Here is a 12,423-nt window from a genome sequence, read left to right on the forward strand (position 1 = left end):
TTTACCCTCTATCCTAAAATAGCCGTCCAGATGGTTTTCCATCTAAACAGGTTACTATCCAGGCGGTGTTGGCCTGCTGTGCTGACACAACCTCACTGCTCGCGGCTTTGCCTGAAGGGGCGTCAGGTCAGACCACCTCACTGGCGCTATGCAGTCGTACTCAAACCATATTTAAGGTAAAGAACAGAATGGCTAAACACCTTTTTACGTCCGAGTCTGTATCAGAAGGACATCCCGATAAAATCGCCGACCAGATCTCCGATGCTGTGCTGGATGCGATCCTTGAACAGGATCCTAAAGCGCGCGTGGCCTGCGAAACCTACGTTAAAACCGGTATGGTGCTGGTTGGCGGTGAAATCACCACCAGCGCCTGGGTTGATATCGAAGAGATCACCCGTAAAACCGTACGTGAAATCGGCTATGTCCATTCCGATATGGGCTTTGACGCCAACTCCTGCGCGGTATTAAGCGCGATTGGTAAACAGTCTCAGGATATCAATCAGGGCGTTGACCGTACCGATCCGCTGGAACAGGGCGCGGGCGACCAGGGCCTGATGTTCGGCTATGCCACTAACGAAACAGACGTGCTGATGCCTGCGCCGGTGACCTATGCGCACCGTCTGGTACAGCGTCAGGCTGAAGTGCGTAAAAATGGCACCCTGCCGTGGCTGCGTCCGGATGCCAAGAGCCAGGTCACTTTCCAGTATGACGATGGCAAAATCGTGGGCATCGATGCAGTTGTGCTCTCTACCCAGCACGCTGAATCCATCAGCCAGAAAGATCTGCAGGAAGCGGTGATGGAAGAGATCATCAAGCCGGTTCTGCCCGCAGAGTGGTTGAGCGCCTCGACCAAATATCACATCAACCCAACCGGTCGCTTTGTGATCGGCGGCCCGATGGGCGATTGCGGTCTGACCGGTCGTAAAATCATCGTAGACACCTACGGCGGCATGGCGCGTCATGGTGGCGGTGCGTTCTCGGGTAAAGATCCATCTAAAGTTGACCGCTCTGCAGCCTATGCGGCACGTTACGTGGCGAAAAACATCGTAGCGGCCGGCCTGGCTGACCGTTGTGAAATCCAGGTCTCCTACGCTATCGGCGTGGCTGAACCCACTTCTATCATGGTGGAAACCTTCGGTACCGAGAAAATCTCTACCGAACAGCTGACGCTGCTGGTGCGCGAGTTCTTCGACCTGCGTCCATATGGTCTGATCCAGATGCTGGATCTGCTGCACCCAATCTATAAAGAGACCGCAGCTTACGGTCACTTTGGTCGTGAACATTTCCCATGGGAAAAAACCGACAAAGCTGCCCTGCTGCGTGAAGCGGCTGGCCTGTAAGGTTACCGGCTGCTGATAAAAACCCTGCCACTGCGGCAGGGTTTTTTATTGCCTTTTCAGCCCCATTGCTAACCGGAGCAATTTTGCTCCCGCTACCCTTCTGAACAACAGGCCAGCGCAATTTCTGGTGAGCGCGTGACGACAAAAAAAACGCATCTGCCCGACATCTTCTTCTCTCTGCAGCAAATTTTCAGTTCTCAGCTACACTTCTTTTCGCTTTTTCTGACGACTAAATGTTAACGATTACAAATTGAAATGCTTTGTTTATCCGATATTTAGGAATTAACGCACGTAGTTATTCTGCTGAAAATGCGTTATTTTCAGCGTCGTCTGATAGCCAGTAAATAGAGCATTGTCAGAAACTTAATGAGTGCTATACCTCACTGGTTAATTAATCTTTCCGGGAAAAATATGCTGAATTTCAGGGTTTCAGCGTGTGTAAGCGATTACACTGATGTGATCAGGCTCACTTTTTTCCCGCAAAAGGTTTTTTAACATTGATAAAAACAATGATGGATAAACCTGGAGGCTAAAATGCCTGGCAATACACACAAAAGCAGAACTTCAAATAAGGCGATGACCTTATTTGTCTGCTTTCTGGCGGCCCTTGCGGGTCTGCTGTTCGGTCTGGATATCGGCGTTATCGCCGGTGCTCTGCCGTTTATCGCAAAGGACTTTAACGTCACCCCTCATCAGCAGGAGTGGATCGTCAGTTCCATGATGTTTGGTGCGGCGGTCGGTGCTATCGGCAGCGGCTGGATGTCATCCCGCCTGGGCCGTAAAAAAAGCCTGATGGCCGGTGCGATTCTGTTCGTTATCGGTTCACTCTGGTCGGCGATGTCGCCAAACCCGGAAATGCTGATCAGCGCCCGCGTTCTGCTGGGCCTGGCAGTCGGTATCGCCTCTTATACCGCCCCGCTTTATCTTTCTGAGATCGCTCCGGAAAAAATTCGCGGCAGTATGATTTCGCTTTATCAGCTGATGATCACCATCGGTATTCTTGGCGCTTACCTGTCCGATACGGCGTTCAGCTTTACCGGCAACTGGCGCTGGATGCTGGGCATCATCACTATTCCGGCACTGTTGCTGCTGGTCGGCGTTTTCTTCCTGCCAAACAGCCCACGCTGGCTGGCGGCGCGAGGCAACTTCCGCGATGCACAACGCGTACTGGATCGTCTGCGTGACACCAGCGAGCAGGCAAAACGTGAGCTGGAAGAGATCCGTGAAAGCCTGAAGATCAAACAGTCTGGCTGGGGTCTGTTCACCAGCAGCAGCCACTTCCGTCGTGCGGTCTATCTCGGCATCCTGCTGCAGGTGATGCAGCAGTTTACCGGCATGAACGTCATCATGTACTACGCGCCAAAAATCTTTGAAATCGCGGGCTTCACCAATACCACCCAGCAGATGTGGGGCACGGTGATTGTGGGTCTGGTTAACGTACTGGCGACCTTTATTGCCATTGGCCTGGTGGATCGCTGGGGTCGTAAACCTACTCTGATTCTGGGCTTTATGGTGATGGCAGCCGGTATGGGCGTTCTGGGTACGATGCTGCACTTCGGCATTCACTCGCCGGGCGCACAGTACTTTGCGGTAGGTATGCTGCTGATGTTCATCATCGGTTTTGCGATGTCAGCCGGTCCGTTGATCTGGGTACTCTGTTCCGAAATTCAGCCGCTGAAAGGCCGTGATTTCGGTATCACTGTCTCCACCACCACCAACTGGATCGCGAACATGATCGTAGGTGCGACCTTCCTGACGATGCTGAATACGCTGGGCAATGCGAACACCTTCTGGGTCTACGCACTGCTTAACCTGTTCTTCATTCTACTGACGGTGATGCTGATCCCTGAGACCAAAAACGTCTCGCTGGAACACATCGAACGTAACCTGATGGCAGGTAAAAAACTGCGCGACATCGGTTCACGCGACTAACTTTACCCGGTAAAAAACGCGGTAAAAAAAACGGCGGGGTTTCTCTGGAAACCCCGCCGTTTTTATTTGTTCAACGCTCCACTACGCTGTGGTTACCCGCGTTACCGGCAGGGGCCGCCGTATGCAGCAGAGCGCCAGTGCCATAATGAAAATGGTCGCGGTCTGATTATAGGGCAGCACCGAATCGGTCAGTCCGGTGGTAAATAGCGCCACCATCGGCAGCGCCACGCCGCGCAGATCACACTTCTTCAGCCAGCCCGCCAGCACAGTCAGATAGAGCAGCGCCAGCGACGCCGTACCCAGCCAGCCCTGCAATGACGTCACCTCGAGGAACTCGTTGTGCATGTTGTATTTAACGTTGGTGAAGCCTTCAACATTGAGAGGATAGTGCACAGTGATGAACTGACGCGCCTCAGTGGTGCGCGCATCCGGCGTCGCAAAACCGCCATGGTGCTCAATAAAGTTGACCGCCCCGCCCCAGATGGCGACACGTGCGCCCAGCGAGGTCGAACTATTTGAACCAAAGTTCTCAATATCCTGCACCCCCTCCACCCAGCGGTTGCTGGTCATCAGAATCAGCACCGCCATTACGCCCACCAGCAGAGCGCTAATCCGCCAGTTGGTCAGCAGCGACAGCCGGTAGGTCTGCACCAGGAACAGCAGCCCCACGGCAATCAGCGCAATCAGAGTCACACGGGTGCCGCACAGGTAGAGCAAGGCAAAGGTCACTGCCAGCACAGCGATATCGGCCACCTTCCAGTAAGCGTGCGTCTCATAGCGGCTTAGCCACAGCCAGGCACAGTAGATAAACAGAATCATGTAGGAGGACATGGAGGCGGCTTCGGTGGTGAGCTTGATGCGGATATTCTCAGTGTAGAGATGCTCGTGGATACCAAAGCCCAGCGTAATCAGCAGGCCGATAAGGATGAGCCCTTTTCCGACGCGTAGCGTGGTCAGGGAGACCCGATCCCCATAAACAGCCAGACTGAGCAGCACAAAGGCACCCATCAACAGCCGCTTCGCCCCCAGCAGATAGTTGCCCATATTAGTGATGGCATCGCTTGAGGGCGCGGTTTCGATCCCCTTCACGTGAATCGCCCAGAACAGCCGAATCAGGGCAAAGATAATCAGCACAGCAAACAGGGCGATATAAAAACCGTTCTCTTTAAACTCCACCCGCCTGCGCACCAGGCCATACAGCACGGACGCGACAGAGAGATAAGAGACCAGATAGAATATTTTTTGCGGCAGGCCGGTAACAAACATATTCAGCGACAGCGCCAGGCAGAGCGCAATAACTGAAAAATTAACCATTAACGTTAATCCATTGCGACTGATTTTATTCGTCATGCTTAACCTCAGTAAGGCGGTTAAACACACTCATCAGGTGCTTCATATAATTTTCCTCATAAAAACCGGTGATGCTCGCTTTAATAGCCTGATGATCGGGGAAGTGGAAACCCCCGCTCATAGCGTTGAGAATCGCGGCCAGCGCCATGCTGTCATGGGTGGGATAGAGCTGACCATTAATACCGTTCTGAATAATTTCCGCCGGGCCGCTGATACAGTCGGATGAAACACAGTAGACGCCGCGCGACATCGCCTCCAGCAGGATCAGCGGGAAGCCTTCGAAGTTAGAGGTCATGACCAGGCAGGTGACCTGTCTGATATGGCGGATGACATACTCCCAGGCATTCTCCTGCCAGCCATGCCAGGTGATGCGATCCTGAATGCCGAGTTGCGTCACGTAGTGCTGACATTGCGTCAGATCTTCCCCGTCACCCACTATCTCCAGCGTCCAGGGCGCATCCAGCTGCTGCAGGGCATCAAACAGATCTTTAAGCTGTTTCTGCCGCTGATAATGGACGCGACCAATATAGAGAAACTTCAGCGCCTGGGGTCTGCCGATTACCGTGTCATTGCGTTTGATCGGGTTATAGATCACGTCAACGTCAGTGGCGCGTGCGCCCAGTTCCACCAGCTGCTCTTTAATCTGATTACTGATCGCAAAATGGTGATCGGCCCGCAACAGATAATGGGGACGATAACGTTCACGCGGAGGCAGGTGCATCCAGCTCGACAATACGATTTTACGTCCTGAAAGCGTGATTGCCCGGCGCGTCATCAGGCAGGGAATGGTGTTGAGGGTCAGGACATGATCAGGCTGATAACGACGAAAGAAGGCAGCCATTCTCAGCGTATGAATAAGATTTTTTATTTTCTTATTCCGCAGCGTGCAGACGCTCTCAGCCAGAACAGCATTGGCGGTCCAGGCGCGGGAGTGGCTCTCCTCTCCGCTGTTGATAATAAACAGCCCTGCTTCGGTACCGGGTTCCGCATTCAGGGCCGTGATCAACTGACCGGTCACATTTTCCATCCCACCACGACCGGCCATCAGATCCGTCACCAGCACAATCCGTTGTTTCCTGACGTTATCATTATTTTTCATTGGTTTATCCATGCCCTGTGCCGTTCGCTTTTCATCCATCCACTCTGCGGTGAATGTCATTAATAGAATATTCTAAAAAAGAGCATAACAATATTTAAACCAGAAATTTTCCCCAGCCAGAACCGCACTTGTCGCTGGCGACGTTGAGTTCCTGCGCGGCGGCGATTATTCTGAGCGCCATGAAAACGCCTCGTCTCCCCATTGCCCTGCAGCAAGCCGTGATGCGCTCGCTGCGCCAGTCGCTTGAACGTGCGAATCAGGCGCTGAAAACCCGTTATCCGGAACCGAAACTGCTCTACCAGCAGCGTGGTACGGCGGCGGGCACCGCCTGGCTGGCGTCCTGGGAAATTCGCATCAATCCTGTGCTGCTGCTGGAAAACCAGCAGGCATTTATCGATGAAGTGGTGCCGCATGAGCTGGCGCATCTGCTGGTCTGGAAGCAATTTGGTCGCGTTGCGCCGCACGGCAAAGAGTGGAAGTGGATGATGGAGCAGGTGCTGGGCGTTCCGGCACGGCGTACTCACCAGTTTGAGATCGCATCCGTACGCAGCAACACCTTTGCCTACCGCTGTCAGTGTCAGCAGCATCAGCTGACCGTGCGCCGCCACAATCGTATACTGCGCAAAGAGAGTGAATATCGCTGCGTGCACTGTGGCAGCCTGCTGATCGCGGGTGAATTTGTCGCGTCCTGAGAAGAATCCCCATTCCGCCCTATTCCACATTCTGTTACCCTGCCGCCCTTTTTCGTACTGAGTAGAAATCTGGAATATGTCTCGCATACTAAGTCTGGCGGTTGCGCTGCTGTTTGCGCCCGCCGCTGACGCCCTCAACCTGAATAACTATCATCAAAATAACTTTCAGCAGGCCAAAACCTTTGCGGCGGCGATCAACGCCGATGCACCGGGTTCTTTTTACTGTGGCTGTAAGATTCAGTGGCAGGGAAAAAAGGGGATTCCCGATCTCAACAGCTGTGGCTATCAGGTGCGCAAAAACGCCAATCGCGCCGCACGCATTGAGTGGGAACATGTGATGCCCGCCTGGGAGTTTGGCCATCAGCGTCAGTGCTGGCAGGATGGCGGTCGTAAAAACTGCAGCAAAGATCCCGACTACCGCCGCATCGAAACCGACCTGCACAACCTGCAGCCTGCGGTGGGTGAAGTGAATGGCGACCGTGGCAACTTCGCCTACAGTCAATGGAACGGCAGCGAGCAACAGTACGGCCAGTGTGAGATGAAGATCGACTTTAAACTCAAACAGGCGGAGCCACCTGCGCGGGCGCGCGGTGCCATTGCCCGCACCTATTTCTATATGCGCGACCAGTATCATCTGCGTATTTCGCGCCAGCAGACGCAGCTGTTTAACGCCTGGAACAAGCTCTATCCCGTGACAATTTGGGAGTGCGAACGCGACCAGCGCATTGCAAAGGTTCAGGGCAATCACAATCCTTATGTGCAGCAGGCTTGCCAGCGCTAAAATCCCTGCCCTACACTAGCTCTTTTTCCAATGACGCCGCTGCAGCGCGGCGTCCGGTCTCAGGAACCTTATGCGTATACCTCGCATCTATCACGCCGGGCCATTAAGCATCGGCAGTGAAATTACCCTGGATGAAGATGCATCCAATCATGTGGGCCGGGTGCTCCGGATGACGGCAGGTCAGCGTCTGGAACTCTTTGATGGCACTAATCTGACTTTTGCAGCAGAGATCACGCATGTAGATAAAAAGCGTGTAAAAGTATCGGTCACAGAGAGCCAGCCGGACGATCGCGAGTCACCGTTACATCTGCATTTAGGTCAGGTGATGTCGCGCGGTGAAAAAATGGAATTCACTATCCAGAAATCGATCGAACTGGGCGTGAATGTCATTACACCCTTGTTTTCCGAGCGCTGTGGCGTAAAGCTTGATGCTGAGCGTCTGGCGAAGAAGATCCAGCAGTGGCAGAAAATTGCTATTGCCGCCTGCGAGCAGTGCGGCCGTAATCGCGTGCCGGAGATTCGTGAAGCGATGACGCTGGAAGCCTGGTGCGCAGAAGCAGATAGCGGACTGAAGCTTAACCTGCATCCGCGCGCCAGCCACAGCATCAACACGCTGCCCCAGCCTGTTGAGCGGGTAAGGTTGCTGATTGGCCCTGAAGGCGGTTTGTCTGCGGACGAGATTGCGATGACGGCGCAGCACGATTTTACTGACATTCTGCTTGGCCCACGGGTATTGCGTACCGAAACTACCGCGCTGACGGCCATTACGGCACTTCAGGTGAGGTTTGGCGACCTGGGTTAAGCGATACTTTCAGCGGAAAGAGAGCAGGCATGATGTCCTGACCGATCGGCCCACTGCAGACCGAACCAGACGAGGCGGTAAATGCCGCCTCACCGAGGAGATAATAATGATTAAACTTGGCATCGTGATGGACCCTATTTCGTCCATCAATATTAAAAAAGACTCCAGCTTCGCTATGCTGCTGGAAGCACAGCGCCGTGGTTATGAAATTCACTACATGGAGATGCACGATCTCTCACTGCGCGGTGGCGTGGCCTCGGCCCGCACCCGCCTGCTGACCGTCGAGCAGAACCCTGAGAACTGGTATCAGTTCGGCAGCGAGCAGGTGATCCCGCTGGCTGACCTGAATGTGGTGCTGATGCGCAAAGATCCGCCATTCGATACCGAGTTCATCTATGCGACCTACATTCTGGAGCGCGCTGAAGAGCTGGGTACGCTGATCGTGAACAAACCGCAGAGCCTGCGTGACTGTAACGAAAAGCTCTACACCGCCTGGTTTGCCGAGTTTACGCCTGACACTCTGGTGACCCGCAGCAAAGCGCAACTGCGCGCTTTCTGGCAGGAGCATGGCGACATCATCATGAAGCCGCTGGATGGCATGGGTGGTGCGTCGATTTTCCGCGTGAAGAAAGATGATCCTAACTTTGGCGTGATTACCGAAACCCTGACCGAGCATGAGAGCCGTTTCTGCATGGCGCAGAATTATATTGCGGCGATCACCGAGGGTGACAAACGCGTGCTGGTCGTCGATGGCGAGCCGGTGCCTTACTGCCTGGCGCGTATCCCTCAGGGCGGTGAAACGCGTGGTAACCTCGCCGCCGGTGGTCGCGGTGAAGCGCGTCCGCTGAGCGAAAGCGACTGGGAAATCGCGCGCCGTGTTGGTCCGACGCTGAAAGCAAAAGGGCTGATTTTTGTCGGTCTGGACATCATCGGTGATAAACTGACTGAAGTTAACGTGACCAGCCCAACCTGCATTCGTGAAATTGAGGCTGCGTTCCCGATCTCCATCACCGGCATGTTGATGGATGCCATTGAGAAGCGCCTGGGCTGAGCATGACGCCGGGGCGAAGCTCCGTGATCAACCCAATACCGGTGCGGCCGTCGCGTGCCGGTTATTTTTTTGGTACATCGTGTGAGAATGAATTTACAACATCACTTTTTGATTGCCATGCCTTCATTGCAGGATCCTTTCTTCAAACGTTCCGTAGTCTATCTCTGCGAACATAATGAAGAGGGTGCAATGGGACTGATCATCAATAAACCCATGGAAAACCTGACGGTTGAAGGCATTCTGAAGAAGCTTAAAATCTCTGCTGACGATCGCGATCCGGCGATCAAGCTGGATAAACCGGTTTTTACCGGCGGTCCGCTGGCGGAAGATCGTGGCTTTATCCTGCACTCCGCGCAACGCACCTTTACCTCCAGTATTCGTGTTTCAGATAACACGATCATCACCACGTCCCGTGACGTGCTGGAGTCGATCGGTACGGCGTCTCAGCCCACTAACGTGCTGGTCGCGCTGGGTTACTGCGCCTGGGAAAAAGATCAGCTGGAGAATGAGCTGATGGAAAATGCCTGGCTGACCACGCCCGCTAACAGCAACATCCTGTTCCAGACGCCGATTTCAGAGCGCTGGCGCGAAGCGGCGCGCAGTATTGGCGTCGATATTCACAACATGGCCAGCGACGCCGGACACGCCTGATGTCAACTCAAACTCTGTTAGGATTCGACTTCGGCACCAAAAGTATTGGTGTCGCCGTAGGTCAGCAACTCACTGGCAGCGCCCGTCCGCTGACCGCCCTGAAAGCGCAGGATGGCATCCCGGACTGGCTGGTAATTGAAAAACTGCTGAAAGAGTGGCAGCCCGATTTCGTGGTGGTGGGATTACCGCTGAATATGGATGGCACCGAGCAGCCGCTGACCGATCGCGCACGTAAATTTGCCAACCGCCTGCACGGGCGCTTTGGCATCCGCGTGGAGCTGCAGGATGAACGACTCAGCACGGTAGAAGCGCGTGCTGGCCTGTTTGAACGCGGCGGCTATCGCGCGCTCAATAAAGGATCGGTCGACTCACAGTCTGCTGCCATCATTTTGCAGGACTGGTTCGAAAACCATTACTGACATCCTCACTCAATCAGTCCGGCAGCCTGACGCGCCAGCCTGCTCTGCTCAAACGTCTGCATACCGGCCTGTGCGCCGGTTTGTAACAGCGCAGGGATCTGGTGCATCTTGCCTTCTCTGATCAGATTGGTGATGCCCGGTGTGGCGATCAGTACCTCAAACAGTCCGATGCGCGAACCGGCAACTGATGGCACCAGCCGCTGTGCAATTACCGCTTTCAGGCTGCCCGCCAGCTGAGTACGCACCAGCTGTTTCTCCTCTGCCGGAAAGACATCAACCAGCCGATCCACCGCCTGCGCTGCGCCACGGGTGTGCAGCGTCGCCAGCACCAGATGGCCGGTCTCCGCAGCTGTCAGTGCCTGACGAATAGTGTCGCTGTCGCGCAGTTCGCCCAGCAGTATAACGTCGGGATCTTCACGCAGTGCTGCCTTTACCCCCAGCGAGAACGAACCGCAGTGCAGGCCGATTTCCCGCTGCTGTATCAGCGACTGCTGGCTGTGATGGATAAATTCAATCGGATCTTCCAGCGTGATGATATGCCGCGCCTGCTGGCGGTTCAGCGCATCGACCAGCGCCGCCAGCGTGGTTGATTTACCGCTGCCGGTCGCACCCGTCACCAGAATCAGCCCATCCTGCTGCTCCAGCAGCGTCGGGACAATGGCGGGCAGTTGCAGGCTCGCAAGCGTCGGGCATGCCGTGGCGATGATGCGCAGTGCCAGTGACAGGCCGTTGCGCTGCATAAAGAGATTGGCGCGCAGACGCTGACCATCGGCCAGGCTCAGGGCGAAATCGAGCTGCCCTGCGCGCTCCAGCTCCTGACGCTGCGGGTCACTTAGCCAGCGGGCCATAAACTGCGCCATCCATGCACCAGAAAGCGGGCACTGCTGCGGCATCGCCTCCAGCCTTCCCTGACGCCGCCAGTAGGGCAAATGTCCGCTGCAAAGGTGCAGATCGGCGGCATTATGCTTTACACTAAGCCCCACCATTTCATCCAGATTCATAATTTCTCCTGACTATGACCTCAATCCAGCAGAACCTACAGCAAGTGCGGCAGCGAATCGCTGCTGCTGCCGCGAGTTGCGGCCGCGCACCAGAAGAAATTACCCTGCTTGCAGTCAGTAAAACCAAACCTGAGAGCGCGGTCGAAGAAGCCTTTGCCGCTGGCCAGATTGCCTTTGGTGAAAATTACGTTCAGGAAGGGGTTGAAAAGGTCCAGGCACTGGCCGCACATCCTGAGCTGGAGTGGCACTTCATCGGCCCGCTGCAGTCCAATAAAAGCCGTCTGGTGGCAGAACATTTCGCCTGGTGTCACACCATTGACCGTCAGCGCATCGCGCAGCGGCTCAACGATCAGCGGCCTGCTTCGCTGCCACCACTGAATGTGTTAATTCAGGTAAATATCAGTGACGAGAACAGCAAATCTGGCATCATGCTGGAGGCCGTTTCCGGGCTGGCGGAGCAGATCGCTGCCCTGCCGCAACTGCGGCTGCGCGGATTAATGGCGATTCCGGCAGCAGAGAGTGATTACGCGCGGCAGCTGGCGGTGTGTCAGCAGATGGCGGAAGCCTTCCGGCAGCTGCAGCAGCACTATCCGCTAGCAGACACGCTTTCGCTGGGAATGAGCGATGACATGGAGGCGGCAATCGCCGCAGGCAGTACGATGGTGCGTATCGGCACCGCCATTTTTGGCGCACGAGATTATGCGCACAACTCACAACAATAACAGAGGAACTTCATGTTAACACTGACGTTTTTAGTAAAAACGCTGATCGATCTCTACGTCATGGTGCTGCTGTTACGCATCTGGATGCAGTGGTCCCGCTGCGATTTTTACAATCCAGTGGCGCAGTTTGTCGTAAAAGTGACACAGCCGATTGTTAAGCCGCTGCGCCGTATACTGCCGGCACTGGGACCGATTGATACCGCCTCGCTGCTGCTGGCATTTGTGCTGACCACGCTGAAATACCCGATTTTATTGCTGATTCAGGTGGGCGTTTTCTCGGTCGACCCAACCAATCTGCTGGTCGGCCTGCTGTCGCTGGTTAAATCCGCCGGCTATCTGGTCTTCTGGGTGATTATTATTCGCTCCCTGATGAGCTGGATCAGCCAGGGCCGGGGTCCTGTCGACTATCTGCTGGTGCAGTTAACCGAGCCGATGATGGCACCTGTTCGCCGTATTCTGCCTGCGATGGGCGGCATCGATTTCTCAGCAATGATCGTCATCCTGGTGCTGTATGCCCTGAACTTTCTCGGCATGGACCTGTTCCCGGGTCTCTGGTATCTGCTGTAAATGAATCAAACTGGAA

Annotated in this window: 13 protein-coding genes; 10 read left to right on the forward strand and 3 right to left on the reverse strand. The window is 54.8% G+C overall.

Annotated features, from left to right (window positions below; all coding sequences use genetic code 11):
- Window positions 1–188: 188 nt before the first annotated feature.
- Together metK and HFD95_RS14460 are read left to right on the forward strand one after the other, a co-directional pair.
- Window positions 189–1,340, forward strand: a complete 1,152-nt coding sequence (metK, locus tag HFD95_RS14455; RefSeq protein WP_010248851.1) for a methionine adenosyltransferase — start codon at window positions 189–191, stop codon at window positions 1,338–1,340.
- A 534-nt stretch (window positions 1,341–1,874) separates the two neighbouring features.
- On the forward strand, window positions 1,875–3,272 hold the full coding sequence (locus HFD95_RS14460) for a sugar porter family MFS transporter (RefSeq protein WP_010248855.1): 1,398 nt from the start codon (window positions 1,875–1,877) through the stop codon (window positions 3,270–3,272).
- A gap of 81 nt (window positions 3,273–3,353) precedes the next feature.
- On the opposite strand, the gene HFD95_RS14465 is transcribed toward HFD95_RS14460, so the two are convergent.
- Both HFD95_RS14465 and HFD95_RS14470 read right to left on the reverse strand, forming a co-directional pair.
- A complete protein-coding gene (locus HFD95_RS14465; protein WP_167430402.1) occupies window positions 3,354–4,586 on the reverse strand; it encodes an O-antigen ligase in 1,233 nt (410 codons plus the stop codon).
- 25 nt (window positions 4,587–4,611) lie between these two features.
- A complete protein-coding gene (locus HFD95_RS14470) occupies window positions 4,612–5,760 on the reverse strand; it encodes a glycosyltransferase (RefSeq protein WP_050482734.1) in 1,149 nt (382 codons plus the stop codon).
- A gap of 140 nt (window positions 5,761–5,900) precedes the next feature.
- Between HFD95_RS14470 and HFD95_RS14475 the strand changes: the two genes are divergently transcribed.
- The 6 genes from HFD95_RS14475 (at window position 5,901) to ruvX (ending at window position 10,117) form a co-directional block, all read left to right on the forward strand.
- The gene (locus tag HFD95_RS14475; RefSeq protein ID WP_010671067.1) at window positions 5,901–6,413 is read left to right on the forward strand and encodes a SprT family zinc-dependent metalloprotease; all 513 of its coding nucleotides are present in this window, start codon (window positions 5,901–5,903) and stop codon (window positions 6,411–6,413) included.
- Window positions 6,414–6,489: 76 nt separating this feature from the next.
- Complete coding sequence (gene endA, locus HFD95_RS14480; protein ID WP_129063128.1) at window positions 6,490–7,194, forward strand: deoxyribonuclease I; 705 nt, start codon at window positions 6,490–6,492, stop codon at window positions 7,192–7,194.
- Window positions 7,195–7,264: 70 nt separating this feature from the next.
- Window positions 7,265–7,996 carry a 16S rRNA (uracil(1498)-N(3))-methyltransferase gene (rsmE, locus tag HFD95_RS14485; RefSeq protein ID WP_010248866.1) on the forward strand — a complete coding sequence of 244 codons (732 nt, stop codon included), beginning with the start codon at window positions 7,265–7,267 and terminating at the stop codon, window positions 7,994–7,996.
- A gap of 106 nt (window positions 7,997–8,102) precedes the next feature.
- Complete coding sequence (gshB, locus tag HFD95_RS14490) at window positions 8,103–9,047, forward strand: glutathione synthase (RefSeq protein WP_010248868.1); 945 nt, start codon at window positions 8,103–8,105, stop codon at window positions 9,045–9,047.
- 87 nt (window positions 9,048–9,134) lie between these two features.
- Window positions 9,135–9,698, forward strand: coding sequence for a YqgE/AlgH family protein (locus HFD95_RS14495; protein WP_010248870.1), 564 nt, complete (start codon window positions 9,135–9,137; stop codon window positions 9,696–9,698).
- Window positions 9,698–10,117, forward strand: a complete 420-nt coding sequence (ruvX, locus tag HFD95_RS14500; protein ID WP_003853387.1) for a Holliday junction resolvase RuvX — start codon at window positions 9,698–9,700, stop codon at window positions 10,115–10,117. Before HFD95_RS14495 ends, ruvX begins: the two co-directional genes overlap by 1 nt.
- A 5-nt stretch (window positions 10,118–10,122) precedes the next feature.
- On the opposite strand, the gene HFD95_RS14505 is transcribed toward ruvX, so the two are convergent.
- Window positions 10,123–11,118: a type IV pilus twitching motility protein PilT gene (locus tag HFD95_RS14505; RefSeq protein ID WP_033780717.1), complete on the reverse strand. Its 996-nt coding sequence runs from the start codon at window positions 11,116–11,118 to the stop codon at window positions 10,123–10,125.
- Window positions 11,119–11,132: 14 nt separating this feature from the next.
- Between HFD95_RS14505 and HFD95_RS14510 the strand changes: the two genes are divergently transcribed.
- On the forward strand, window positions 11,133–11,840 hold the full coding sequence (locus HFD95_RS14510) for a YggS family pyridoxal phosphate-dependent enzyme (protein WP_167430403.1): 708 nt from the start codon (window positions 11,133–11,135) through the stop codon (window positions 11,838–11,840).
- A 12-nt stretch (window positions 11,841–11,852) separates the two neighbouring features.
- The gene (locus tag HFD95_RS14515) at window positions 11,853–12,407 is read left to right on the forward strand and encodes a YggT family protein (RefSeq protein ID WP_010248879.1); all 555 of its coding nucleotides are present in this window, start codon (window positions 11,853–11,855) and stop codon (window positions 12,405–12,407) included.
- Window positions 12,408–12,423: the final 16 nt, after the last annotated feature.

It is taken from the genome of Pantoea sp. EKM10T (assembly GCF_011800685.1).
GTDB lineage: Bacteria > Pseudomonadota > Gammaproteobacteria > Enterobacterales > Enterobacteriaceae > Pantoea > Pantoea agglomerans.

Bases quoted from the DNA above. Each gene is read 5' to 3' on its own strand.
- metK (WP_010248851.1), top strand. From the start codon at position 189: ATGGCTAAACACCTTTTTACGTCCGAGTCTGTATCAGAAGGACATCCC.
- HFD95_RS14460 (WP_010248855.1), top strand. From the start codon at position 1,875: ATGCCTGGCAATACACACAAAAGCAGAACTTCAAATAAGGCGATGACC.
- HFD95_RS14465 (WP_167430402.1), bottom strand. From the start codon at position 4,586: ATGGTTAATTTTTCAGTTATTGCGCTCTGCCTGGCGCTGTCGCTGAAT.
- HFD95_RS14470 (WP_050482734.1), bottom strand. From the start codon at position 5,760: ATGGATGAAAAGCGAACGGCACAGGGCATGGATAAACCAATGAAAAAT.
- HFD95_RS14475 (WP_010671067.1), top strand. From the start codon at position 5,901: ATGAAAACGCCTCGTCTCCCCATTGCCCTGCAGCAAGCCGTGATGCGC.
- endA (WP_129063128.1), top strand. From the start codon at position 6,490: ATGTCTCGCATACTAAGTCTGGCGGTTGCGCTGCTGTTTGCGCCCGCC.
- rsmE (WP_010248866.1), top strand. From the start codon at position 7,265: ATGCGTATACCTCGCATCTATCACGCCGGGCCATTAAGCATCGGCAGT.
- gshB (WP_010248868.1), top strand. From the start codon at position 8,103: ATGATTAAACTTGGCATCGTGATGGACCCTATTTCGTCCATCAATATT.
- HFD95_RS14495 (WP_010248870.1), top strand. From the start codon at position 9,135: ATGAATTTACAACATCACTTTTTGATTGCCATGCCTTCATTGCAGGAT.
- ruvX (WP_003853387.1), top strand. From the start codon at position 9,698: ATGTCAACTCAAACTCTGTTAGGATTCGACTTCGGCACCAAAAGTATT.
- HFD95_RS14505 (WP_033780717.1), bottom strand. From the start codon at position 11,118: ATGAATCTGGATGAAATGGTGGGGCTTAGTGTAAAGCATAATGCCGCC.
- HFD95_RS14510 (WP_167430403.1), top strand. From the start codon at position 11,133: ATGACCTCAATCCAGCAGAACCTACAGCAAGTGCGGCAGCGAATCGCT.
- HFD95_RS14515 (WP_010248879.1), top strand. From the start codon at position 11,853: ATGTTAACACTGACGTTTTTAGTAAAAACGCTGATCGATCTCTACGTC.